We start from the raw sequence: 24,044 nt of genomic DNA on the forward strand, positions 1-24,044 counted from the left end.
CCCGTATCGTAGGCAATGCGCCGAATGCTCGCCATCGAAATTTATCGGTGGCCCACTTCAGACTGTAATGGGCACTCTGCAACCTAAGTGAGTAGACTTTTAGCACTTTGGCGACCAGGCAGTTTTGTAACAAGCTATCTACCTGCGGTTTTGAAAAGCAGGATGACCGGCCTGCTCGGGATGTTCAAAAAAGTCTACTCACTTGCCGCGCAAAGCTCCTGCATGAGAAAAAATGGGGTTTTCAACAGGGCTTCGTCCAGCTCTCGGCAAGCTTTTGGCCAGTTGGGGAGTGCTGTTGAAAACTTGGCAGTCCGTTCGGCGCCATTTTTGGTGCGTTCGCGCCAATACGTGACTGACTGGGTTGAAATTCGTGTTTTCCTGTGCCTATGAAGGATCTACTTTGTGACATATCGGCTTTTAGGTACTGGCGTTTGCCTCCTCAAGTCCGCGCTTTGTGTCCGCCGCTTCCACGGCCGGAAGAAGACCGGCAGCGATATGACCTTGCCCGTAACCCGACGGCTGCGGTTGTGCTCGGCTTTCCGTTGTATACATTGGTCCGGACGAGAAACAAGCGGACTTGTCCTGCCAGTATCAGGCAGCGGCTGTTTCTTGGTGAGCTCCCCAGGGAATCCGTGCTGGAAACGGAGCATGGGTTTTTGGTTACATCTCCTCTACTGACGACATTCATCATGTCGCGGCATCTGACGGATCTTCAGCTTCTTTTGGTATTGGCGGAGATGTGTGGCTTGTTTGCGGTGTGTGCCCTGCCGGCGGCACTTGAGGCGGATCTTTCGCGTGCAATTGATTCGGGCGCGATTTCGACAACGTTCGGTTGGGTGCGCTGCCCGTCCGAGGACGGCATCGCCTCAAATTTATGGCGTCGAGACGCTTTGGTTTTGGGCGGAGACCTTGACCGTTTTTGTTCAGATGTTTGCGGGATGCGTTACGGCAATAGATTTATGGCGGTATCGCAACTCGTTCCATTGGGTGCCGCGTCGCCTTTTGAGGTCGAGGCGTTTTTGTTGCTTGGACTGCCGCGAGCCCTGGGAGGCGAAGGGTTTTGCGGCATAGAGCTCAATGTCGAAGTGACGTTAAGCACAAGTGCTCGAGCGATTGTGGGAAAGTCCCGTGTATATATCGACCTACTTCTTTCTTCGCCGGACGGTAGGCGACAGGTGGCCATTGAATGTCAGGGAAAGGCCTCGCACGGACGCGCAGGGGATGGCTTGCGTGACGCTGACCGCATGACGGCCCTTCAGGCCATGGGCTACGATGTGCTTCTCCTTACACACAGACAGATATCGGATGAGGATAGATTCCGCGCGATCGTTAAGGCCATATGCAGGATGCTCGATGCTGAATATCGTGATAAAAGCTCAGATGAGCAAAGGGCTGAGACATTACTCAGGTCTGAACTATTCGTTGACTGGACAAAATTGGGAGTAATCGACGGAAAGATGCCCGCTAGACACAAAATGGCTCGATCGTGGACGGCTGCGAATCTAAGTGAGTAGACTTTTGGCACTTTGGCGACTAGGTCGTTTTGCAACAAGGCATTTACCTGCGGCTTTATAAAGTGATATGGATGGTCTGCTCGGCAAGTTCCAAAAAGTCTACTCACTTAGTTTTTGACGAGAAGCCGATGCCGAAGGCGGTCCTATTTCAGGTAGTTAACAAGTTTGTGAGGCACGAAAAAGGCCCGAACCATGCGGTCCGGGCCTCATCGAGCTAGAGGTTATGTCTCAGGTTGCTGGCTTAGCCGAAGTAGCGCTTGAGCAGGCCGGCGAAAGCCTTGCCGTGGCGAGCCTCGTCGCGAGCCATCTCGTGCACGGTGTCGTGGATGGCATCGAGGCCAGCGGCCTTGGCGCGCTTAGCAAGATCGGTCTTGCCGGCGGTGGCGCCGTTCTCGGCCTCGACGCGCATCTCGAGGTTCTTCTTGGTGGAGTCGGTCACGACCTCGCCCAGGAGCTCAGCGAACTTGGCAGCGTGCTCGGCCTCCTCGTGGGCAGCCTTCTCCCAGTACAGGCCGATCTCGGGATAGCCCTCGCGATGAGCGACGCGCGCCATGGCCAGGTACATACCGACCTCGGAGCACTCGCCCTCAAAGTTGGCGCGCAGGTCGGCAACGATGTCCTCGGAGACGCCCTCCATCTTGGCGACGCCCACGACGTGCTCGGCAGCCCACTCGAGCTGACCCTCCTCCTGCTTCAGGAAGCGAGAACCGGGAACGCCGCACTGGGGGCACTTGAAGTCCTCGGGCAGCTGGTCGCCGTCGAACTCTTCCACATAACCGCAAACGGGGCAAACAAACTTCATGATTCGATCCTTTCGATCTATGGCGATTGTGCGCTCGTCCGGTCCCGTAAGGGCCCTCTCCGGACGTGCGTCTTGACGAGTTCTATTATCCATAAATGCAACCAAATGTGAAGCCTATTAGGAATGATTTTTAATAAAACAATTTTGAGATATGAAGATGTTGATTGATTAACGATTGGCAGGCCGTCTTTGACCGCCGCTGAGTACAATCGGGCGAGCAAATGTTGACCTATCAACAAATGAAGGAGTTTCCTTTATGCATCTAGCCCGTCGTGCCTGGTGCCGAACATATCAGACGGTTTTTCGCATTGCATTGCCGATCCTGCCCTATACCGAGCCGCGCATTTTAGAGCATGCCGAGGATGTGCCCGCGGTGCTTCAAAAGCGCTCGATCCAGAAGGTCCTTATCGTGACGGATCCCGGCATTGCCCGTCTGGGGCTCACGGCACCGCTCGAGACGGCGCTCGCATGCAGGGGGATTGGCGTTACGGTCTATGCCGAAACGCGTGCAAACCCCACGGTTTCAAACGTGGAAGAAGCGGCGTCCCTGTATCGAGAGAGCGCCTGCCAGGCCATTATCGGCTTTGGCGGTGGCTCGGCCATGGACTGTGCCAAGGGCGTGGGCGCACGCATTGCGCAGCCAAACAAGCCCATCAACAAGATGCGCGGCCTACTGCGGATTCATCGTCTCCTGCCGCTGCTTATTGCGGTTCCCACTACCGCCGGTACGGGAAGCGAAGTCACGCTCGCGGCGGTTATCACCGATGACGAGACGCACTACAAATACCCCATTAACGACTTTGTGCTCATCCCGCGTTTTGCAGTCCACGACCCCGAGTTTACGTGCGGCTTGCCCGCTTCCATTACGGGGCAGACGGGCATGGACGCCCTGACGCATGCCGTTGAGGCCTTTATCGGGCGAAGCACCACGCCCTATACGCGCAAGATGGCGCGACAGGCGGTGCAGCTTATCCACGACAATTTGCTCGAGGCCTATGAGCATGGTGACGACATGCGCGCTCGTCGCAATATGCTTTCGGCGGCGTATAAGGCGGGCGTTGCGTTTACCCGCTCCTATGTCGGATATGTGCATGCCATCGCGCACAGTCTGGGCGGCCGATACGGAATTCCGCACGGTTTGGCCAACGCGATCATCCTGCCGCACATGCTTCGCGCTTATGGTGACGCCGCCGCCCCCAAGCTTGCCGATCTTGCTCGCATGGCGGGCATTGCGCCGGCTACCGCGCAGGATAGTCTTGCGGCCGAGGCCTTTTTCGATTGGGTCGACCGCATGAACGAGATCCTGGGAATCCCCAAATATGTCTCGGGCATTCGCCGCTCCGACATTCCCGAGATGGCGGCGCATGCCGATGCCGAGGCCAATCCGCTGTACCCCGTTCCGCTTTTGATGGACCGCTTGGAGCTCGAGCGTATGTACGAGGTCGTCGCGGGTGGTATGTTTGAGGACGAGAACTAGGAGGGTGCCATGAACACCGAGGAAATTGCGCGCATCGTCGGCGATCAGCGCACTTACTTTAAAACGCACGCTACGTTTGATGTTGATGCCCGACGTCGCGCGCTCGTGAGTTTACGCGATGCGGTACGGGCGCACGAGGCCGATATTGCCCATGCACTCAAGACCGATTTGGGAAAGTCGCATGACGAGGCATATATGTGCGAGATCGGCACGTCGCTTTCCGAGATTCGTCATCAGATCGCTCACGTGGCTCGATGGAGTCGTCCGCGCCTGCGTCCGTGTGACCTTGCCAACGCCGTGAGCGCGTGCAAAACGCAAGCCGTGCCCTATGGCGTCACGCTCATCATGGCTCCGTGGAACTACCCGTTTTTGCTAACACTCGAGCCGCTCGCCGGCGCCCTTGCCGCGGGCAATACCGTGGTCATCAAGCCGAGTGCCTATGCTCCGGCATCGAGCGCGGTGCTCAAGCAAATCTGTGAAGAGGCATTTGATCCGCGCCTGGTGACGGTTGTCGAGGGCGGGCGCGCCGAGAACGAAGCGTTGCTCGATGAGTGCTGGGACAAGATCTTCTTTACCGGTAGCGTTCCGGTCGGCAAGCTCGTCATGGAGCGCGCGAGTAAAAACCTCACGCCCGTGACGCTTGAGCTGGGCGGCAAGAGCCCCTGCATCGTGGATGCGACGGCAAACTTGAAGGTTGCGGCGCGGCGTATCGCCTTTGGTAAATGGCTCAACGTGGGGCAGACCTGCGTGGCGCCCGACTACCTGCTGGTCGATGCGCGCGTGCACGACGAGCTGCTGGACCTCATCAGGGAAGAGGCCCGCCGTATGTTTGGCGAGCATCCGCTCGATAACGAGGACTACGGGCATATCGTCAACGCCAAGCATTTTGCGCGTGTGCGCGGGCTGATCGATCCCGATAAGGTCGTGCTGGGAGGCACGGCGCGCGAGTCGTCGCTCAAGATTGAGCCGACGATCCTAGACGGCGTGACCCCCGATGACGCCGTGATGCAGGAGGAGATCTTCGGTCCCATCTTGCCGGTGCTGACGTTTGAGAGCCTAGACGAGGCCGAGACGTTTATTACGGATCGTCCGACGCCGCCGGCCCTGTATATCTTTAGCCAGGACCGTTCGGTTCAGCAACGCTTTGTGCGCTACGTGCCCTTTGGCGGCGGCTGTGTCAACGACACGATCATGCACTTGGCTACGAGCCATATGGGCTTTGGCGGCATGGGCGCGAGCGGTATGGGGCAGTACCATGGACGCGAGAGCTTCGATACGTTTAGCCACAAGAAGAGCATCGTGAACAAGGCAACTTGGCTGGACGTGCCGTTTCGGTATGCGCCCTACGCAAGCTGGAAGCACAAGTTCGTGCGCATGTTTGTGCATTAGAAAAGGGCGCAGGTAATACGAACAAGTGTTCCTATTACCTGCATTTTGCGTTAGACTACTGTTATGGAGCACGGATGGGCCAACTCCCTTTAGAAGGGATTTGGTATGAACGTAAGCGATGTTATTTCGTTATTGGCGTTGTTGATTGCGGCTATCGAACTCGGTCTGTTTATCGGCCGAATGAAATAGCCGCCCCCGCGTAAGCGAAGACGGCCACTTCTCACGATGAAAACGTGTATCGGAGTTGGCAAGACCCGCGGCAACGGGTGCCATCCGTGTTCCTATCTTATCTGCAAGCGTTCTGTCGCGCAAGCGTTGAGGCAAACGATTGAAGGACGCAGACAGGATGTATTTGTGTCCGCGCGGGACCGTAGACTTCTCAATAAGGTTACACACCGGTTTATCCGGCCGTTAGAGGAGCTGCTATGTACGAGCCTTCACGTGTTCTTCTGTCATTTCACATTGCAGGATTTCAGTATGCCGATGGCGCCTTGGTCCTGGGCGATCTTAAAGCGGGCGATAAGCTGACGCTGTGTGCCGAGCGCGATAATCCCCATGACCCCGAGGCAGTTGCGATCTACTATGGCAAGACCAAACTTGGCTACGTTCCGGGAAACGAGGTCGGCCCGCTGTCCTTGATGATGTATTACGGCCACGAGGACGTATTTGAGGCCCGCGTGCAACAGGTTGCCCCCGAGCGCAGCCCGTGGCACCAGGTGCGCGTTGGCCTCTATGTGGTGGATGCCCGCTAGTCGGCAATGGAGGCGGCCATGTTTGACGACGATGACCTGTTCGATTTGACGGATGATCCGTTTGAGTGGGATCTGCTGCTCGACGACGATGATCTGGAACAGGACCGTAAGAAACGGCGGGACAAGAAAACTTAGGGTGACGCTTCGAAAAAGCAAGACAAGCGCCGCCGCGGACTGTTCGGCGGGCTCTTTGGATAACCGCCGCATCGCTGCGTCTGTATACTTAGCACGAGTTGAACACGTTGCGAAATGAGGACACAGACGATGATGTGGTTTACCGCCGACTTGCACCTGGGCGATACGAATATCTTGCACGACATGGACCGGCCGTTTGGCTCGGTCGAGGAGATGAACCGCAAGGTCATCGATGCCATCAATGAGTGCGTGGCTGCGGACGACCGCCTCTATATTCTGGGTGACTTTACCTATCGTTTGCCCCTGGCGGAGGCGGTGCGCCTGCGCGAGCGTATCGAATGCCAGAACGTGACGCTCATCCGCGGTAACCATGACGGCGACTGGGAAGATTCCGACGTACCGCGGATTTGGGAAGACGTGCGCGATTACCTGGAGATTGCTCCCGGCTATGCCAAGGGCCATCGTCTGGTTATGAGCCACTACCCCATGCTCAGCTGGAACGGCAAGGCACGTGGCGCCATTATGCTGCATGGGCATATCCACAGCAGAGGTGACCGCGCCAACGCACGCAACCGCGATCGCGAGCGCCCTATCTTTCGCTACGATGTCGGTCTCGATGCCAACGAGTACAAGCCCGTAAGCCGCGATCAGATTCTTAGCTTCTTTGGGTTATAGGGCGCCAGAGCCACCACAAAGGGGACAGGCACCTTTGTGGTGGTTCTGGCGCCGTTGCCATTATGGCGGCGGCGCCTTTTTTGTCCGCGCGGCGCGGTAGAGTGTAGCCGGTTGATATTTGCGTCCATCGAGGAGCTGCTATGAACGAGATCAAGTGCCCGCATTGCGGCGTAGTTTTTAAGGTCGATGCATCCGGCTATGCGGATATCGTCAAGCAGGTGCGCGATGCCGAGTTCTCGCGCGACCTGGATGAGCGTGTGAAGGCAGTCCAGCGTGAGGGTGAGCAGGCGCTGGAGCTTGAGCGCTCGCGTTCGACGGCTGCCTTGCAACAGGCAAAGTCTCAGCGCAATGCCCAGCTTGTCGAGCAGAAGAACACTGCGGATCAGAAACTGGCGCAAGAGGTTGCCAAGCGCGATGCTGAGCTTGCCGAGCTGCGCGCTAAGCTCGAGGGCGCTGCCGCAGAGCGCGAGAGTGCAAGCCAGCGCGCGGCGGTTGAGGCACGAGCCAATGCTCAAAAAGAGAATGCCGAACTCCAGCGTGAGATTGATAGCCTGCGTGCGCAGCTTGGGCGCAAAGATGACGAAGCAAAGCTTGCCGAGTCGGCGGCGCGCAACGCTGCTCAAAACGATTTAGCTGCACGCGACGCTCAGATTGCCGAGCTGCAGGCCAGGCTTGCCGCGGCGGACAAGGCCCAGGAGATGGCGCTTGCCGCTGCCGCGGCAGAGTCGCAGCGTGAGCTCGATGCCGCTCGCAGCGAGGCCGAGCGCGCGCTTGCTGACTATCGCGCGAAGGTGCAAGAGAAGTTTTCCGCCGCAAAGGCTCAGTCCGAGCAAGAGGCCGAGGGCCTGCGTGCCCAGCTGCGCGAGCAGGAACTGATGGCAAAAATGAACCTGTCAGAGGCGGTCGCCGCGGCGGAGCGAGAGCGCGATGAGGCGCGTGCCAAACTGACGAGCGAGCTGGCGGTGCGCGATTCTCGCGAGGAACAGGTCAAGGCGGCACACGAGCTCGAGCTTGCGCAGGCCAAGCGCGCGAGCGATGACCTGATTCGCTACAAGGACGAAGAGATTGAGCGCCTTAAGGACATGAAGGTCCGCCTGTCCACCAAGATGGTGGGCGAGTCGCTCGAGCAGCACTGCGAGACCGAGTTCAACCGTCTGCGCATGACGGCGTTTCCTAACGCGTACTTCGAGAAGGATAACGATGCGTCCGAGGGCACCAAGGGCGACTTTATCTTCCGCGAGTGCGACGCAAGCGGTAACGAGGTCATTTCGATTATGTTCGAGATGAAAAACGAGAACGACGAGACCGCGACCAAGCACAAAAACGAGGACTTCTTTAAGAAACTCGATCACGATCGTCGCCAGAAAGGCTGTGAGTACGCGGTGCTCTGCACACTGCTCGAGCCCGAAAGCGAGCTCTATAACGCAGGGATAGTCGACGTGAGTTACCGCTATGAGAAGATGTACGTGATCCGCCCGCAGTTCTTCATTCCCATGATCACGCTGCTGCGCAACGCCGCCATGGGTTCGCTGCGCTATAAGCAGGAGCTGGCGGAGTACAAGCAGCAGAATATCGACGTCACGAACTTCGAAGCCAAGATGGAAAAGTTCAAGAATGATTTCGGCCGCAACTACGAGATCGCGAGCCGCAAGTTCCAAACGGCGATCGATGAGATCGATAAGACGATTAGCCACCTGCAGAAAACCAAGGAGGCGTTGCTGTCCTCCGAGAACAATCTGCGCCTAGCCAACAAGAAGGCGGACGATCTTACCATTCGCAAGCTCACGTGGGGCAACAAGACCATGAAGGCCGCGTTTGACGAGGCGCGCGGGGCTGCGACAGAGACAAACGATGAGCCAGCCGAGGCGGATTCGTATGAGGTCGAGGGTGCCGAGTAAGGCATAGCGTATAGCGCAAAAGCGGGGCCGCTGGCTATATTGCCAGCGGCCCCGCTTCGTTTCGTTCCAGTATGTTCGGCTAGTCCTCGAGCAGGTCCTCGATAAAGCCGACGCGGTAGTTTTTGAAGATGACCTCGCCGCCGTCTTGCGTGGCGTCCAGATCGACATCGCCCATGATGCCAAAATCGTGGTCGCCATCCTCGTCGGCAAAAATCTGGTGCACGTGCCACACGTGATCGGTCTTCTCGTCGCTCCCGTCGATGGTAAACATCGCGGCGCTGCGGGCATCTCCGTCGGTGAGGATTTCCTCGTGCTGCTCATGGTAGGCATCGAGCGCCTTTTGCCAGCGGACCTCGCTCATGCCCCAGTCCTCGTCGAGTTCGCCCAGGTCGCGAACGTGCTCGCGGGCGGCAAGGGTCACGCGGCGGAAGAGTGCGTTGCGCACCAGCAGCGTGCAGCCGCGACGGTCCGCAACGACCTCGTCGATGCCCTGCGGCGGCGCGGCGTCGAGGGCCGCCGGGTTGCCGGCGTTCTCCCACTCGTCCACCAGGCTCGAGTCGACCGAGCGCACCACAAAGCCGAGCCACGAAATGATGTCGCGCAAGCGCTCATCGCGCTTCTCAATGGGCACGGTGCGATCGAGGGAGCGGTAGGCCTCGGCTAGGTAGCGCAGCAGAATGCCCTCGGAGCGGGCGATGCCGAGCTTTTGGATATAGCCCTTAAAGTCGCTCGCGCTCTCCAACATGTCGCGCAGGACGCTCTTGGGCGAGAGCTGGTAGTCGTTGGCCCAAGGTACTTCCTGGCAGTACTTGTCGAAGGCGGCATCGAGCAAATCCTCGAGCGGCTTTTCGTAGGTGACATCCTGGATGCGCTCCAAGCGTTCCTCATATTCGACGCCGTCGGCTTTCATCTCGGCCATAGCGCGGTCGCGCGCGGCGCGCTCCTGCGCGCGCAGCACCTGCTTGGGATCCTCGAGCGTAGCCTCGACCATTGAGATCAGATCCATGGTATAGGTCTCACTCTCGGGGTCGAGCAGCTCCAGCGCGGCAAGCAAAAACGGCGAGAGCGGCTGGTCGAGCGCAAAGTCCTCGGGCAGATCGACCGTCAGTGCATAGTCGATGTCTGGCGCGGCGTCAGTCGGGGCGTCGGGCGCGGGCGGCACCTCGGTGCGAACGACGACGCCGGAATCGATGAGCGTGGCGAAGATCTCGTCGGCACGAACCTCGAGCTTTGCCTTTTCCTCAGGGGTCTGCAGGCTTGTTTCGATGAGGTCGTGTACGCGGGCTCGGGCATCGCCGCCCTGCTCGACCACGCTAATCACCATGGAGTGCGTGATGCGAAGGCGCGGCTTGAGCGTCTCGGGCTGCGTCTCGATCAGGCGCTCAAAGGTCTGCTTGTTCCAGGTGACAAAGCCCTCGGGGGCCTTCTTCTTTTTAATCTTGCGGAGCTTCTTGGGGTCGTCGCCCGCCTTGGCCATGAGTTTGGCGTTCTCGATCTCGTGCTCCGGGGCCTCGGCGATGACCATGCCCTCGGTATCGAAGCCCGAGCGGCCGGCGCGACCGGCAATCTGATGGAACTCGCGGGCGCGCAGGCGACGCATCTTGTAGCCGTCGAACTTGGTGAGCGCGGTGAGTACCACGGTGTGGATGGGTACGTTGATGCCGACGCCGAGCGTATCGGTGCCGCAGATGACGGGCAGCAGGCCCTGCTGCGCCAGGCGCTCCACCAGCAGGCGATAGCGCGGCAACATGCCGGCATGGTGCACGCCGACGCCGCATCCAAGCAGGCGTTTGAGAATCTTACCAAAGGCCGTGGAGAAGCTCGTCCCCTTTGCCGCTTCTTTGATGGCCTCGCGCTGCTCCTTGCTGGCGATGCCAAAATTGGCGAGCGACTGTGCCGTTGCAAGGGCGGCATCCTGGCTAAAGTGCACGATATAGAGCGGGGCCTCGCCGCGGCGCATGGCGAGCTCGACCGTGCCCTCGAGGGAGGTCGTCACGTAGTCGTAGCTCAGCGGCACGGGGCGCGGGGCATCGACGACCAAGTCGCAGGTAGCACCGGTGTGTTCCTCGAGTGAGGCGGCGATGGCAGTGACATCGCCGAGCGTGGCGCTCATGAGCATGAATTGCGTGTGGGGCAGGGTGAGCAGCGGCACCTGCCAAGCCCAACCGCGGTCGGGGTCGGCAAAGTAGTGGAACTCGTCCATGGCCACGCAGCCCACGTCGGCATCTTCGCTCTCGCGCAGTGCGTCGTTGGCAAGGATCTCTGCCGTGCAGCAGATGATGGGTGCCTTGGTGTTGATATGCGTGTCGCCGGTAATCATGCCTACGTTATCGCGGCCGAGCACCTGCACAAGGTCGAAAAACTTCTCGCTGACCAGAGCCTTGATGGGAGCCGTGTAGTAGCAGCGCTTGCCCTGCGCCATGCCCATAAAGAGCATGCCCAGCGCGACGAGCGATTTACCCGATCCGGTCGGTGTGCCTAAAATGACGTGATCGCCGGCAGCCAGGTCCATGAGGGCCTCTTCTTGGTGATCCCACAGTTCAATGCCGCGATCGCTCGTCCATTCAAAGAAGCGTTCGAAGGCTTGATCGGGCGTGAGCCACGGTTCGGGCTCGCTGCCGTCCTCGGGCTCCCACCAGGTGGGGGAGAGCGCGCCGAGCGAGCCAAACTCGGCTTCGGTTCCCGTGCCGCCCGAGAATGAGCTGGCGGCGCCGGCGCCGGAGACGGTGCTGGCGGCGGTATCTGTCGTGGTCTGTGCCATGTGGTTGCTTTCTCTCGCGATTGTCCGCCAACTATTATGGCGTAGCGGCGCATCGATGCGTTTGCAGGCAAGAAAATGCAGGAAATGGGCGTTCTGCCCGGCCGTTTGGTGCAGTTGCCAGCTAAGTGAGTAGACTTTTTGCGATGTCGCGAGCACATGGATTTTGCACAAGGGTTCTATCTGCGGTTTTAGTTTTCGTTATGCGGGTTGTGCTTGGCTATTGCAAAAAAGTCTACTCACTTAGGTTTGAGGGTTGTTTGCTGGCGCCTATTCGCGCTTATTTGCTGACGCCGCGACCATCAGAAGCCCCTAGGACTCTTGCGGCAGGCGCTTCTTGCCCTTGCGGGCACGGTTTCTGAAGTTCTCGACGGCCTCTTCCATGCCGAGAGGCACGTAGGTGAGCTCATCGAGGTTTTCGGGCAGGTAGCAGGCAAGGCTTTGCTCCTGCGCGCGGCCCGCCGCGAGCTGCTCTTCGATGGGTTCCGCGCCGGGCGTAGCGCAAATGCCATAGACGGCGGCGCCCATCTCGCGCGTGCGGCACTCGTACTCGGTCTCGGGATGCTCGGGATGGTCGCGGCGCACGTCATCGCTTACCCAAAGTGTGTCGTAGCCCGCCGCGGCAAACTGCCCCAGGGCGTAGTCGCGCAACGGCTTGCTGTCAGTGCGCAGCGTGACGGTAGCGCCGGCTGCAAAGAGCGGACGGTACAGCATTAGGTGGTCGACATGGACGAGTCGTTTTTTGGCGTACTTGGCCTTGGGCTGCGGCGTGGGAAAGTTGATGGTGATGGCATCGAGCTCGCCTGCGGCAAACAACTGCGGCAGCGATGCGGCGCCTCGGGGCAGGACGAGTGCGTTGGTCAGTTCCTGCTCGCAGATTTTCTGTGCGGCATAGGCGATGCAGATGGGCTCCTGGTCCATACCGACAAAGAGCGTGTTCGGCTCGCGGGTGGCGCGCTCTACCAGGTACGTTCCCTTGCCACAGCCAAGATCCAGGTGAAGGTGTTCGAAGGGCTTGCTGCCAACTGGCGCGCAGGCCTCGCGCCAATCCCCGGCATATGCCTCGGGGTTCGTCTCAATCGCATCGGCGTAGCGCTCCAAGCGCTCCTCGAGCACAAAGTTCTTAGGCGTGCGAACGTGGACGGCTCCCATGAGGCTCCTTGGTCATAAGTATGGAACGCATAACTGTGCGTTCCGTCAATGGGTTGAAAAAAGGTGGGCATAGTTTGCCCGAAAGATGCGGTGCGGCTCGGCGGCGAGTCGTCGGTGCCTACAGACGCTTGAGAATCACATAGCGGTTGAGCTCGCCGCTACGACCGTCGGCATGGAAGCGCTCAAGCTCACGCACGGGGACCTCGCCGCTCTTGTAGAACGTACGGACGCCGCGCACAAGGTCGGTAATCTGCTGATCGTCAAAGTGATGGCAATAGCGGTAGGCGTGGCGGTCGTTTTGCCAGCCAATGAGGTGGTCGCCGGCTTCAAACTGCGCGGAATCGTAACCCTCAAACGGCGGGGTGAGCTCGGCGCGGGCTTCGGCTCGAACGGCCTTGCGCGCCATGCGCTCGTCGTTCATAAACTCCCAAAAGCTGATGGCGATGATGCCGCCTGGGCGCGTCTGGCGCACCAGAGCGTCGAGCACGCGTACACGGTACTCGCACGACGGCACATGGTGCATAAAGCCAAAGCAGACCGAGATGTCGGCGAGCGGGGCGTCGAAAAGCACGTCGGGCGTCTCGGCGGGGTTGAGCTTCATAAGGGCGTCGAGCACGTCGAGTTCCTGGAAGTGCAGGTTGGGAATGCGCAGCGCGTGGCCATGTGCATCGATGGCCAGGTCTTGGCACGAGTCGACACCATAGAACTCAAACGGGCAGCTGGCATCTGCCGAGGGGTTTGCGCCATCGACGCCCTTGGCGGCAAGTGCGCCGCCGGCGGCAAAATTCTCGAATCGCATATTGCCGCAGGCAAGATCGAAGACGCGGACGGGATGCTCGATCGTGGCGACGTCGAGCTGCCCGAGCGCGATGTCCATGGTGCGCACCCAGCCGGGCCACGGGGCCTGGCGCGTATCGGAGAAGGAGGCGGAGTGCTCGCGATAGAACGTGTTGTTGAGCTGGATGAGCGATGAGGCGAAATCGCGGTTCACGGCGCGGAACTCCCTCCGTTGGCGGTGCGGAATTAACAGTACGACCATACTACCGTTAACGCCGCAACGGGGACAACCAAGCTACGGGTCATTGCTTTGTTTGGACACATTTCCGCAGCTCATATGCATCCGCAACCGACGGTTGTCAAAAATCTCACTAGAATAGGTGGCATGCTTTTGGCGGTGGCGGATAGATTTTTAACTGTGCAAGGCGCCTTAAGAACAAAAACGGTCCGGCGGCACGGCTGGCATCACATAGGAGGAACCATGAATGTAGAAACTGCGCAGCGGCTCGCCGACCTTCGCCGAAGCAAAGGCTTTAGCCAAGAAGGGCTGGCACGAAAGCTGGGACTGTCGCGCCAAGCAGTCAGTAAATGGGAGCGCGCGGAGAGCTCGCCCGATACCGAGAACCTGATCTCGCTCGCCAAGCTCTATGGTGTGAGCTTGGACGAGCTGCTCAATCCGAGCGATGAGATTGAGGACGATATCGAGTTTGAGAACGAGGACCGTGCCCGTCAGCGCGAGGCCGAGGCGGCAGATCGCGCCCGTACCCATGAGGCGGCGGCACGTGCAACCGAGGCGGCAACACAGGCGAGTGACGCCGCCGCCAAGGCGGCGCAAGCGGCAAGCTGGAGTGCGCAGGCCGCCAATGCCGCTACGGCGCAGGCGACGAGTGGCAGCGCAGTTGGCTCGACTCCGGTGAAGGGCCCGTTCCAGTCGTTCCCGTATTGGGCCGTGTGCTGGCTGCTGTTCTTTTTGCTGATGTTCCTGTTTGGTGCCGGCCCCTTTGCCGCACTGATCTTCTTTACGATTCCCATCTATCACTGGGTGGCGCGTGCGCTCGATGGCGATTGGGCGCGCGGGGATATTCAGGTTGGTTCGGCGTCGGTGGCGGTCAAGGCCCAGGGGAAGGATACTTCTGCGGAATCTGATGCTGACGTGGCTACCGCGACTACCGCTGAGCCGATTGCCAAAGAGAGTGATGAATGATGAAGCTTTCGCATGAATCCAAGGTACGCTTGGGCGTTGGCATCGGAGCGTTTGTGCTCATCATCGGGCTTGTCTTTGGCATTTCGCGGACTTTGATTCATTTTGATGGCCCGTGGGATCTCGACGATGTTGTATCCGGCTTCTCTGGTATGGACGATGCGGTTGACGAGGACGATCTTTTGGATGGCGGTAACTATTCCGCTCGGCCTCAGCAGCTTTCGAGCACGACTTTTGACGAAGACGCGTTCCAATCGCTCGACTTGGATGTGACGTCGGGGACGGTCGAGGTTAAACGTGTCTCTGGCGGACCGGTACGTGTCATCGAAAGCGGGCGCGTTGCAAAGGGGGCGTCTGCTTCCGATGCCGCCACTCAGAATCTGGTTAAGATCGAGGGCTCTACACTCAAGATTAGCCAGTTCGACTGCGATGACGAGCGCGCCCATGACCGTAAGGTCACCATTGAACTGCCGCGTGAGCTTGCCGATAACATGATGGGCATTACGGCAAACGTGGGGTTGGGAGACCTGACGGTCGCGGACATTGCGTGCCACGACTTTGATTTGACGTTGGACTCGGGAGACGTCGCGTTTGCGGGCACCGTGACCGATACTCTGAATGCCGAGGTCGGTTTGGGCGATGCGACGTTCGAGCTCTACCAGGCCCCCGCGAAGTCGATGGACGTGAGCGTGGACTCGGGCGATGTGGAGATGACGGTTCCGAATTCTACGGGCTTTAAGGCGAGCCTTACCGTGGGCAGCGGCGACTTCGAGAGCGATTTCCTTCCGCTTGGCTACGATGGCGAGACCATTTTGAATCTTGAATTCGATAACGGCGATAAGTCTGCCACGTATCGTTTTAAGGTCGGTTTGGGCGACATGTCGTTTGATTCAGAGTGACGGGTGGTTATTGAAGACTTATAAACCATAGACGCGCTGTTTGATGGAGGCGCCGGAGCCGTGACGGGCTTCGGCGCCTTTGCCTTTACAATGGGGGCATGGAACAGATTATCTTGAACATACTTGAGGCTCTGCGTCGCGGCGAGACCGTGGACGACAAAGCACTCGTCAAATTGATACATGCCGAGGCGCGCCGCGAGGGTGCCGACAAACGCGATTTGGCCAAGCGCCGCCTGCTGCCGTTTTACCAGCGGGTTAAACGTGAGGAGCCGGCTCGGTGGGCTGCGTGGAATGTCGATTCCGATCTGGAACGTCAACTGCTGCAGGTGCTGCGTATGAAGCCGCGCCGCACGGCTTCGGGCGTGGCGACCATTACCGTCATCACCAAGCCCAGGCCGTGCTCGGGCGATTGCCTGTTTTGCCCCAACGACCTGCGCATGCCCAAGAGCTATCTGCACGCCGAGCCGGCATGCGCCCGTGCGGAGCAAAATTGCTTTGACCCGTATCTGCAGGTGAGTGCCCGTTTGACGGCGCTTTCGCAGATGGGGCATGCGACCGACAAGATAGAGCTCATTGTGCTCGGTGGCACCTGGAGCGACTATCCGGAAGGCTATCAGACATGGTTTATGTCAGAGCTTTTCCGTGCGCTCAATGACGATGCCGTCGCCGGCGTGGCTGCCAACCCCATGTTGGCGCGTCCGGGCATCAGCCGTGCCGAGGCAGGGCGTCTACTCGATGACGCTCCTGCCGATGCCTTGCCGCCGGTGGTAACAGAACGCCGTGAGCGCTATCGGGCTGCCGGTATTGCGACCGACGAGGCCGAGCTTGCGAGCGGTGTTGCCGACGAGCAGGGGCGTGTGGATGCTGCCGTGGGTGGCTATAACCGCGCGGTGCGTCGTCTGTACGGTCCCGGTACGCCGTGGGGCGAGGTCGCCGAGTGGCAGACGACCACGATGGAGGAGCTTGAACGTCAGCAGCGCATCAACGAGACGGCGAAGCATCGCGTGGTGGGGCTCGTTATCGAGACGCGCCCCGATGCCGTGACGCCACAGGCGCTCACGCTCATTCGTCGCCTGGGCTGCACCAAGATTCAGATGGGCATCCAAAGCCTTGACCAGCACCTGCTCGATATCAACGAGCGTCGCATTTCGGTGGCGCAGATCGAGCGGGCGTTTTCGCTTGCGCGTCTGTTTGGCTTTAAGATCCACGCGCATTTTATGCTCAACTTGCTGGGCGCCACACCCGAGGGGGACAAGCGCGACTACGAGCACTTTATGACTGAGGGGGCCTTTATGCCCGACGAGGTCAAGGTCTACCCGTGTGCGCTCATCGAGGGCTCGCGTCTGGTGGGCTGCTACGAGCGCGGCGAGTGGCGCCCCTATACCGAGGAAGAACTGCTCGACGTGCTGGCCGACGACATCGTGGTGACGCCGGCGTTCTGCCGTATCAGTCGCATGATCCGCGATTTTAGTTCCGATGACATCATGGTGGGCAACAAGAAGCCCAACCTGCGTCAGCTCGTTGAGAACCGCCTGGCTGCTCGGGGTGACGGTGCGACGGTGCGCGAGATTCGCTATCGCGAGATCAGTACGGCGGGTGCCGACTTGGATGAGCTATCTCTTGATGAGGAAGTGGCGTACGAGACGCCGGTGACTTACGAGCGCTTTTTGCAGTGGGTGACGCCGCAGGGCAAGATCGCGGGCTTTTTGCGCCTGTCGCTGCCCGACCATTCATTTGTTGCCGCGCATGCGGACGAGTTGCCGACGACGCCGGACGAGGCGATGATTCGCGAGGTGCACGTGTATGGCATGGCGGCACGCGTGGGTGACCAGGGCCAGGCGGCGCAGCATCACGGGTTGGGGCGTTTGCTCGTGGAGCGTGCGTGCCATATTGCTCGGGACGCGGGCTATGCGCGCATCAACGTGATCAGCGCGATTGGCACACGCGAGTACTATCGCCATTTGGGTTTTTACGACCATGGACTCTATCTGCAAAAGGAGCTCTAGATGAACAAGCCAAGTGTTTCTGCCGGCGTCGTTGCCGGCGTTGCTCTGGGAGCCGCGGCGCTTGGTGCGGCCGCCGTCGCTGTTCGCGCTGCCTGTCTGCAGGTTGCGCGAACCCGCAATGGGTTGGCGCGTGTGAAACGCGTGCACGATGAGGGCGGCGATGAGATTCGCGTGTTGGTGCAAGGCGGCGTCTACCAAAGCGCGAGCTATGTCGGTGAGCGTTGGGCCGAGCCCGTCTTTGCGTACTATCGTGCGTTTGACGACGTGTTTGAGTCCGAGGATGCGATGCGCGACGCTTATGGTCACGGCATCGACCGTATGCTTATGCTGGGCGGCGGCGGGTTTGCCTATCCTAAATTCGCCCTGATGTCGCACGAGGGCTTGCGCATGGACGTCATCGAGTATGACGGAGAGATTACGCGCCTGGCGCGCCGTTGGTTCTATCTGGACGAGCTGGAGCGCACGGTGGGCGACCGCTTGCGGGTGATTACTGCTGAGGCTCGCTCGTATCTGGGTGTGACAAGTGTGGGCCATCGTCGCTACGACGTGGTCGTGAGCGATTGCTTTGGCGGTGCCGAGCCCGTACGCGAGCTGGCGACGGTTGAAGCGTTGCGTTTGGTGCGGGGCAGCCTAAATTTCGGTGGCGTCTACGTTGCCAATATCGTGAGCGCAAGCGAGGGGAGCGATGTGACGTTCCTGCGCGATTGCGCTGCCACGGCACTCGAGGTGTTCGCCCACGCCTGGGTGGTCCCATGTGGCGATGCGAAGTTCGGCGGAGAGGAAAACTACCTGCTCATCGCCAGCGACGGCAACTACGCCTTTGCCGAAGCCGTGCCCTTCGACACCGACTTTCTCGGCACCGTCCTTCACGACAAGTAAGTCTCCCCGTCCCAAAAAGATTGGTCTTAGGCGTGGTCGCGCCAGCCGAGAACGCGCTGCTTCATACCCTCGATTTCGAGCACGCCTTCGGCAAAGCCTTTGCGCACGAGCTCCTCGGGAACGTACTCGTCGTAGCGATCAAAATAAGGCACCTCGCCGGGATAGACGAGCTCGATGGGATCGAAGTCCTTCTCGGCCTCGGCGGCGAGCACCTCAAAGAATGTCTCCTCGTCGGCCTTCATCTTGAACTGCATAAAGTATGGACGCGACGGATCGAGCCCGCGAAGGCCCAACTCAGCGGCACATTTGATTTTAAGCATGCGCTCGAGTGCTAGGAAGGCGTAGCTGCCCAACCAGGGGAAGAGCACCCAGGTGTCGCCACCCAGGTTGATGAGCGGCTTAGTTCCCGCGCCCGAAATCTCGGCGGTATGACGAGCCTGCGCCAAGCGAGCCCGTGCGTTAGCCATGAGGTACGGATATGTCGCATGCTCGTTGAGCGCCTTGCGCATGCGTTCGAGTACGTGTGTATTGATGTCACCGGGGCAGTCGCCAAAGTAGGCCGGCACACGGCCCTTGACCTGCGTGGCAAAGACGGTGTGGCGCTTCCAGTCCACTTCCTCGACAATCCAGCAGTGTCCGGCGATGGCGATGCGCTCACCGGGCGGTGGCGGGTTGACGATCGTGCCCAATTCGGCCGACTCGCTGCGAACGGTGAACTCCTCGTTTTCCTGGAACACGGCGTAGAACTTAAAGTTGTTGATGATGCGCTCTCCCGCGAGACCCACGATGAGCCCACCGCCCTCGGTGACCTGGATGTGGTCGATCTTGATGAGGTGGCGCAGCAGTACGCGATAGTCATCGGCCGAGACGCGGTGGAAATAGCTGAGCGTGAGTACACGCTGAGCAAGCTCGGCCGGCGTGAGCTCGCCGGTGCTGGCGAGCGTCGACATGGTCTGGTGGTAGAGCAGGCTGTAGGGGAGTCGATCGAGCTCGGGCGGCTCGACCCACTTTTCCTCGCGATAGAGTTGTACGAGCGCGATGCCCTGCAGGAGCTTCCACGGGATGGTCTCGGGCATCATCGTGCGCGGCTCGGGCTCTTCCTCGCGCATAACAAACCACATCTCGGGCGGAAGATCGCGGCGTCCCGTGCGGCCCATTCGCTGCAAAAAGGAGCTGACGGTAAACGGCGCATCGATCTGGAACGCACGCTCCAGACGGCCGATATCGATACCGAGCTCCAGCGTAGAGGTGGTGACGGTTGTCTGTGCCTGCTCCTCATCGCGCATGAGTTCCTCGGCCGTCTCGCGCAACGATGCCGAAAGATTGCCGTGATGAATGAGGAAACGGTCGGGCTCGTGCCGGTTCTCGCAGTAGCTACGCAGCATGGAGCACACGGCCTCTGCCTCCTCGCGCGAGTTGGCAAAGACCAGGCACTTGCGGCCGCGCGTATACTCAAAGATATAGCCCATACCGGGGTCGGCGTTGTCGGGCGCCGTGTCGGTGGGGTTGAGAAGCGCCTGCTCGGTCGCTCGTGGGATGTCGACTTCGCCCTCGGGGGCCGAGGAAGTGCGACGGTCTTTGGGAGCGGCTTTGCCCCGTGCCCGTTCGCGACGTTGACGGCGCTCCTCTTGTATGAGCTGTCCGCTGTGACGCATGTATTGGGCGCCGGCGGGCAGTGCCACGGGTGCCGCTGCCTCAATGCGCTCGCATGCAAGCACTTCGGCCTCTTGAGGACCCATGCTCTCGAATACCCGCTGCTGTGCCTGGGGGCCCGAGTTGTAGAAGTGCTCCATGGAGATGCGCCACACGCGACGCGGTTCTTCAAAGCGGGGGATAACGCAGTCGCGCCCCGTTCCCTGTGAGAGAAAAGCGCCCGTGCGCTCGGGGTCGCCGATGGTAGCGGAAAGGCCAATGCGTCGAGGCTGCACGCCGGCCATGCGCGAGAGTCGCTCGATAAGGCAGAGCGTCTGCCCGCCACGGTCGCCGCGCATGAGCGAGTGGACTTCGTCAATAACCACATAGCGCAGGTCGCAGAACATACGAGGGATTGCCATGTGCTTATGGATCAGGAGCGCCTCGAGCGACTCGGGCGTAATCTGCAAGATACCGCTCGGCTTTTTGATGAGCTTTGCCTTGTGCGACTGCGAAACGTCGCCATGCCAGTGCCAGACGGGGATGGCGGCTTCTTCGCACAGGTCATTGAGACGGACGAACTGATCATTGATGAGTGCTTTGAGGGGGCCAATATAGAGGGCCCCAACGCTTGCGGGCGGGTTCTCCCAAAACTCGGTCAGGATGGGAAAGAAGGCCGCCTCGGTTTTGCCGGAAGCCGTGGATGCCGTCAGGAGCACATTGTCCTGCGTGTTAAAGATGGCATCTGCCGCCGCAACCTGGATAGAGCGCAAGCTCTCCCAATCGTGGGAGTAGATGAAGTCTTGGATAAATGGGGCGTAGCGGTCAAAGGCGTTCACGGGGCCTCCTTTCAAAAGCGAATCTCTCAACGCGGTGGGCAGTGGCTTGCTGCATTACTGCCTCAACGTTTTCCCAGATAAAACCTGCCAAAATAAACCTGTCCCTTTTTGGCAGATTAGATGGTGAATTCGGCGAAGTTACGGTCGCCGCCTGCGGTATCGGTGTCACCTGTTGCGGCTGCCGTCGCCAGCGCGTCGCCGCCGACGCTTTGCAGCAGCTCGGCCACGTTGGCGTCGGGGTTTTGGCATAGGATGTCGAGCAGCTCGATAAAGTCACGAATGACTTCACGCGGCGTCAGATGCGTGTCGGCTCCCACGCGACCGAACTCGATCTTGAGGAAGTCCACCAAGTCGTTCTCGGTAAGCGTGGGCGTCCAGCCAAAGTAGCCGGCGTGAATTTGCATGAGTTTTTCGATCAGCACCAGCAGCTCCTCGTAGGTGAGTGGCTGCAGACGGATGATGGGCGCGAGCATGTCCTTAAGGTCCTCGCGCGCAAAGCGACCCTGAGCGAGTCGGCTGCGCAGAGCCTCGTAGGAGAACACGCCGCGGCGGCGGTCTTCGATGGAGGTTGGCGTGCCGCCCATAATCATGCCCAGGTACTGCGCCTTGCCCTGAAGTGTGTCGTTGTACATGGTCAGGATCTTCTCGTAGTTGTACTGGCGCGTGATGGCGTTGGGAATCTTATACAGATTCACGAGTTCGTCGATGAGCACCAGCATGCCCTTGTAGCCGCTGCAAACCAAAAAACGCGCGATGAGTTTGACGTAGTCGTACCAGTCGTCATCGCTGATGATGGTTGAGGACCCCAGTTCGGCGCGGGCCTCGCTCTTGGTGCGGTATTCGCCGCGGATCCATTTGGTCACGCGGCTCATGGCTTCTTCGTCGCCCTCGGATACGGCCGTGCGATAGCGGCGGAGCATGCGGGTGAAGTCGAAGCCGTGGACCATCTCCTCGAGCGGGGCCAGTTGGGCATTGACGACCGACTCGTCGACGTCGGCGCACGAGGCGACCCAGCGATCCAGAATAAGGTTGAGCGCACCGCCCTCAGGGCGCGTCTTGGTCGATATGTTGCGGATGAGCTCGCGGTAGGTGGCAAGGCCCTGTCCCTGACCGCCCTGCAGGCGGCGCTCAGGGGAAAGGTCGGCATCAGCGACGACGAATCCCTCGCCCATGGCATGCGTTCGGATGGTCTGAAGCAAGAAGCTCTTGCCGGCGCCGTAGCGACCGACTAAGAAGCGGAAGCTCGCGCCGCCATCGGCGATGAGACTCAAATCGGTGAGCAGGGCGCGAATCTCGACCTCGCGACCCACGGTGATATAGGGAAGGCCGATGCGCGGGACCACGCCGCCCTTGAGCGAGTTAAGGATAACGGCGGCGACGCGTTTGGGTACACGGGGCGCTGCGGATGCGGTATCACTCATGGTCTAGGTATCCTCTCACGTCTGCTTCGTAGTCCTCGATAATCTGCGGCCCTGCCGCGCTAAATTCAATTACGGTGTCGCCCACCAGGTCAAAGAGCGCCTCGTTGATGCTGTCGACGAGCATGTCCTCGCTCTGCCCCGATTGCACTACCGCCGATTCCGCCTGTACTGCGTTGTGCTCGAGCAGCGCGCGGAGATAGGCGTCTGCGGCAGGCGTGAGTTCGTTCGTGGCGTCAGCGGGCGCAACAGCTGCGAACGCGGGCGTCGGCGCGAGAAGCGGTGCCACGACACCAAACTGTTCGGTGGATATGGTTGGCTCGTCGGTCTCGTCCTGCCGAATGGGTGCCGCGACCGCCTCGACAATCGCGTCGGCTACGGGCTCGGCTTCCGGTTGCCCTGAGTCCGCTGCCTCGGCTTCCACAGGTGCGCCGTCCTCGCGCTCTTCGTCGATTAAAAGTGCTTCGCGCGTTTGCGCAGCGGCGCTCCGAATGTGCCCCAGCTGAGTCAGGTCGATATCGATCTTGACGGGCTGGTGTGCGGCGTCCCACGAAAGCCATGCCACAATCTCGTCATCGATAATCTTGGCCAGATATTTGGGGACCTTTTCTTCCTTAAGGGGATGGGCGGGGTCCAGCGCCAGGCGCAAGCGTTGGTCGCAGGCGCGCATCATTTCACCGAGCTTTTTGCTCTTTTGCCTACTACCATGGATACGCATGCATTCCCAAAAGCCGTTTTGGCAACGGTAGATGTGGATGGGATCCAGGCGGTATTCGCAGTCCTCGTGGCGCTCGGGCGCAAAGAATACGGCCGAGGCAAACATGGTGTAGGGCATGGCCGTCTCCTCCCCAAACAAGCTCGCTACGATGCCGGTCTTTCGGTGCGTGTCATAGTAGCGCGCCATGCGGACATACACGGCGCATGCCACGTGGCGCAGATCGCGGTGGTGGCTGCGGTCGAGCCGCGAGTTACTTAGGTTGTACGTGGAGAGGGCGTTGATGGCGGCCATGAGTCGCTCCTCGCGCACCTCATCGGGCGGAAGGGGGAGCGTGGGCTCGGAGGTTTTGCGACGTTTGGGGGTCTGGTCGGACGGTGCCGGTGCCGGTACAAGGTCTCGTGCCGCGCGCCGCAGCTCGATAAGGGCGTTATCGAACATGACGGTTTTAGAGTCGCGGAGCAGCTTGGGGTCGAGCCCATGGAATACGGCGTAATCCTGCAACCACACGCGTGCAAACCGATCAATGCCGGGCTCGAAGGCGCGATAGACATCCCAAAAGGCCTTGATCTTGTTAAAACCGTCGAGCGGGTCATCTACGCCAATGCCGCAAATCAGCTCATAGAGATACAGAAAGGCAAAGGACGTAGACGTTTCCTCGACGGTTCCGCGGCGCACTTGGGCACGCCAGGTAAAGTAGCCGCGCAGCTGCCGGTCGCTCATGGCGTTGTAGGTGGGAAAGTACGACTTAAAGGTGCCGTTGTAGGGACAGTCGTCCTCAAAGTCGGCCATCAGCAGGCCCTGGCGGTAAAAAAGCTCGGCTTCCGAAAGCCAGCGGCCCGCACCGCCCTTGGGGTCATCCTGCCAGCGCGATATCTCGCGCATTTTACGGTACTGGTCGGGGAGGAAATTCTGCATCTGTCGGCCGGTTTTGAGAATCGGCTCGTCTGCGTAGACTTCATGTGAGAAGCGGGCAGACTGATGGGTCCGGGCCTCGGCCATAATGCGCTCGATGAGCATCTTGATGTCCTGGTCGGCCACCGCTCCTCCTCTCGAACGCAGCTACGGTGACCTCATATCATAGCACAGCATCAAACAGGTGTTCGAGATACCGCTGCGTTGATAG

The 24,044-nt window shown here is 59.9% G+C and carries 17 protein-coding genes; 10 read left to right on the forward strand and 7 right to left on the reverse strand.

The genetic code is table 11. The annotated features are described in order from the left end of the window. The first annotated feature begins 632 nt into the window (after window positions 1–632). Complete coding sequence (locus ABHR63_RS04360; protein WP_138111895.1) at window positions 633–1,514, forward strand: hypothetical protein; 882 nt, start codon at window positions 633–635, stop codon at window positions 1,512–1,514. A 241-nt stretch (window positions 1,515–1,755) separates the two neighbouring features. Here the strand turns inward: ABHR63_RS04360 and ABHR63_RS04365 are convergent, their stop codons facing one another. Beyond that, window positions 1,756–2,316 (reverse strand): ferritin family protein, encoded by a 561-nt coding sequence (locus ABHR63_RS04365; RefSeq protein WP_022094328.1) that lies wholly within the window; start codon window positions 2,314–2,316, stop codon window positions 1,756–1,758. 256 nt (window positions 2,317–2,572) lie between these two features. On the opposite strand from ABHR63_RS04365, the gene ABHR63_RS04370 reads away from it, so the two are divergent. From ABHR63_RS04370 to ABHR63_RS04390, 5 genes are all read left to right on the forward strand, one after another. Next, complete coding sequence (locus ABHR63_RS04370) at window positions 2,573–3,793, forward strand: iron-containing alcohol dehydrogenase (RefSeq protein ID WP_195569136.1); 1,221 nt, start codon at window positions 2,573–2,575, stop codon at window positions 3,791–3,793. Window positions 3,794–3,802: 9 nt separating this feature from the next. Next, entirely contained in the window at window positions 3,803–5,182 is a 1,380-nt protein-coding gene (locus tag ABHR63_RS04375; protein ID WP_346965346.1) for an aldehyde dehydrogenase, read from the forward strand. A 425-nt stretch (window positions 5,183–5,607) separates the two neighbouring features. Further along, window positions 5,608–5,934, forward strand: a complete 327-nt coding sequence (locus ABHR63_RS04380) for an HIRAN domain-containing protein (protein ID WP_035137041.1) — start codon at window positions 5,608–5,610, stop codon at window positions 5,932–5,934. 264 nt (window positions 5,935–6,198) lie between these two features. Next, window positions 6,199–6,744, forward strand: a complete 546-nt coding sequence (locus ABHR63_RS04385) for a metallophosphoesterase (protein ID WP_229090643.1) — start codon at window positions 6,199–6,201, stop codon at window positions 6,742–6,744. A 140-nt stretch (window positions 6,745–6,884) separates the two neighbouring features. After that, window positions 6,885–8,642 carry a DUF2130 domain-containing protein gene (locus tag ABHR63_RS04390; RefSeq protein ID WP_346965345.1) on the forward strand — a complete coding sequence of 586 codons (1,758 nt, stop codon included), beginning with the start codon at window positions 6,885–6,887 and terminating at the stop codon, window positions 8,640–8,642. Window positions 8,643–8,721: 79 nt separating this feature from the next. On the opposite strand, the gene ABHR63_RS04395 is transcribed toward ABHR63_RS04390, so the two are convergent. From ABHR63_RS04395 to ABHR63_RS04405, 3 genes are all read right to left on the reverse strand, one after another. Beyond that, the gene (locus tag ABHR63_RS04395; protein WP_346965344.1) at window positions 8,722–11,403 is read right to left on the reverse strand and encodes a DEAD/DEAH box helicase; all 2,682 of its coding nucleotides are present in this window, start codon (window positions 11,401–11,403) and stop codon (window positions 8,722–8,724) included. Window positions 11,404–11,712: 309 nt separating this feature from the next. Further along, entirely contained in the window at window positions 11,713–12,552 is an 840-nt protein-coding gene (trmB, locus tag ABHR63_RS04400; RefSeq protein WP_346965343.1) for a tRNA (guanine(46)-N(7))-methyltransferase TrmB, read from the reverse strand. A gap of 118 nt (window positions 12,553–12,670) precedes the next feature. Then, window positions 12,671–13,543 carry a class I SAM-dependent methyltransferase gene (locus ABHR63_RS04405; protein ID WP_055250686.1) on the reverse strand — a complete coding sequence of 291 codons (873 nt, stop codon included), beginning with the start codon at window positions 13,541–13,543 and terminating at the stop codon, window positions 12,671–12,673. A gap of 267 nt (window positions 13,544–13,810) precedes the next feature. On the opposite strand from ABHR63_RS04405, the gene ABHR63_RS04410 reads away from it, so the two are divergent. The 4 genes from ABHR63_RS04410 to ABHR63_RS04425 all read left to right on the forward strand — a co-directional run bounded on the left by ABHR63_RS04410 (window position 13,811) and on the right by ABHR63_RS04425 (window position 18,314). Further along, complete coding sequence (locus tag ABHR63_RS04410) at window positions 13,811–14,533, forward strand: helix-turn-helix domain-containing protein (RefSeq protein WP_138375079.1); 723 nt, start codon at window positions 13,811–13,813, stop codon at window positions 14,531–14,533. Beyond that, window positions 14,530–15,429 carry a DUF4097 family beta strand repeat-containing protein gene (locus tag ABHR63_RS04415; RefSeq protein ID WP_346965342.1) on the forward strand — a complete coding sequence of 300 codons (900 nt, stop codon included), beginning with the start codon at window positions 14,530–14,532 and terminating at the stop codon, window positions 15,427–15,429. The genes ABHR63_RS04410 and ABHR63_RS04415 overlap by 4 nt, the downstream gene beginning before the upstream one ends. A gap of 98 nt (window positions 15,430–15,527) precedes the next feature. After that, window positions 15,528–17,435 carry an elongator complex protein 3 gene (locus ABHR63_RS04420; protein ID WP_346965341.1) on the forward strand — a complete coding sequence of 636 codons (1,908 nt, stop codon included), beginning with the start codon at window positions 15,528–15,530 and terminating at the stop codon, window positions 17,433–17,435. Then, window positions 17,436–18,314, forward strand: a complete 879-nt coding sequence (locus tag ABHR63_RS04425) for a spermidine synthase (protein WP_270226233.1) — start codon at window positions 17,436–17,438, stop codon at window positions 18,312–18,314. It abuts the gene before it with no gap. 26 nt (window positions 18,315–18,340) lie between these two features. On the opposite strand, the gene ABHR63_RS04430 is transcribed toward ABHR63_RS04425, so the two are convergent. From ABHR63_RS04430 to ABHR63_RS04440, 3 genes are all read right to left on the reverse strand, one after another. Next, on the reverse strand, window positions 18,341–20,785 hold the full coding sequence (locus ABHR63_RS04430) for a DEAD/DEAH box helicase (RefSeq protein WP_346965340.1): 2,445 nt from the start codon (window positions 20,783–20,785) through the stop codon (window positions 18,341–18,343). A 116-nt stretch (window positions 20,786–20,901) separates the two neighbouring features. After that, window positions 20,902–22,206, reverse strand: coding sequence for an ATP-binding protein (locus ABHR63_RS04435; protein ID WP_006234469.1), 1,305 nt, complete (start codon window positions 22,204–22,206; stop codon window positions 20,902–20,904). Next, window positions 22,199–23,959, reverse strand: coding sequence for a TerB N-terminal domain-containing protein (locus tag ABHR63_RS04440; protein ID WP_346965339.1), 1,761 nt, complete (start codon window positions 23,957–23,959; stop codon window positions 22,199–22,201). The genes ABHR63_RS04435 and ABHR63_RS04440 overlap by 8 nt, the downstream gene beginning before the upstream one ends. Window positions 23,960–24,044: the final 85 nt, after the last annotated feature.

The sequence above is a fragment of the Collinsella aerofaciens genome, from assembly GCF_039752775.1.
GTDB lineage: Bacteria > Actinomycetota > Coriobacteriia > Coriobacteriales > Coriobacteriaceae > Collinsella > Collinsella aerofaciens_R.

Coding starts and splice junctions, on each gene's coding strand:
- ABHR63_RS04365 (WP_022094328.1), bottom strand. CDS start 2,316: ATGAAGTTTGTTTGCCCCGTTTGCGGTTATGTGGAAGAGTTCGACGGC.
- ABHR63_RS04370 (WP_195569136.1), top strand. CDS start 2,573: ATGCATCTAGCCCGTCGTGCCTGGTGCCGAACATATCAGACGGTTTTT.
- ABHR63_RS04375 (WP_346965346.1), top strand. CDS start 3,803: ATGAACACCGAGGAAATTGCGCGCATCGTCGGCGATCAGCGCACTTAC.
- ABHR63_RS04380 (WP_035137041.1), top strand. CDS start 5,608: ATGTACGAGCCTTCACGTGTTCTTCTGTCATTTCACATTGCAGGATTT.
- ABHR63_RS04385 (WP_229090643.1), top strand. CDS start 6,199: ATGATGTGGTTTACCGCCGACTTGCACCTGGGCGATACGAATATCTTG.
- ABHR63_RS04390 (WP_346965345.1), top strand. CDS start 6,885: ATGAACGAGATCAAGTGCCCGCATTGCGGCGTAGTTTTTAAGGTCGAT.
- ABHR63_RS04395 (WP_346965344.1), bottom strand. CDS start 11,403: ATGGCACAGACCACGACAGATACCGCCGCCAGCACCGTCTCCGGCGCC.
- trmB (WP_346965343.1), bottom strand. CDS start 12,552: ATGGGAGCCGTCCACGTTCGCACGCCTAAGAACTTTGTGCTCGAGGAG.
- ABHR63_RS04410 (WP_138375079.1), top strand. CDS start 13,811: ATGAATGTAGAAACTGCGCAGCGGCTCGCCGACCTTCGCCGAAGCAAA.
- ABHR63_RS04415 (WP_346965342.1), top strand. CDS start 14,530: ATGATGAAGCTTTCGCATGAATCCAAGGTACGCTTGGGCGTTGGCATC.
- ABHR63_RS04420 (WP_346965341.1), top strand. CDS start 15,528: ATGGAACAGATTATCTTGAACATACTTGAGGCTCTGCGTCGCGGCGAG.
- ABHR63_RS04425 (WP_270226233.1), top strand. CDS start 17,436: ATGAACAAGCCAAGTGTTTCTGCCGGCGTCGTTGCCGGCGTTGCTCTG.
- ABHR63_RS04435 (WP_006234469.1), bottom strand. CDS start 22,206: ATGAGTGATACCGCATCCGCAGCGCCCCGTGTACCCAAACGCGTCGCC.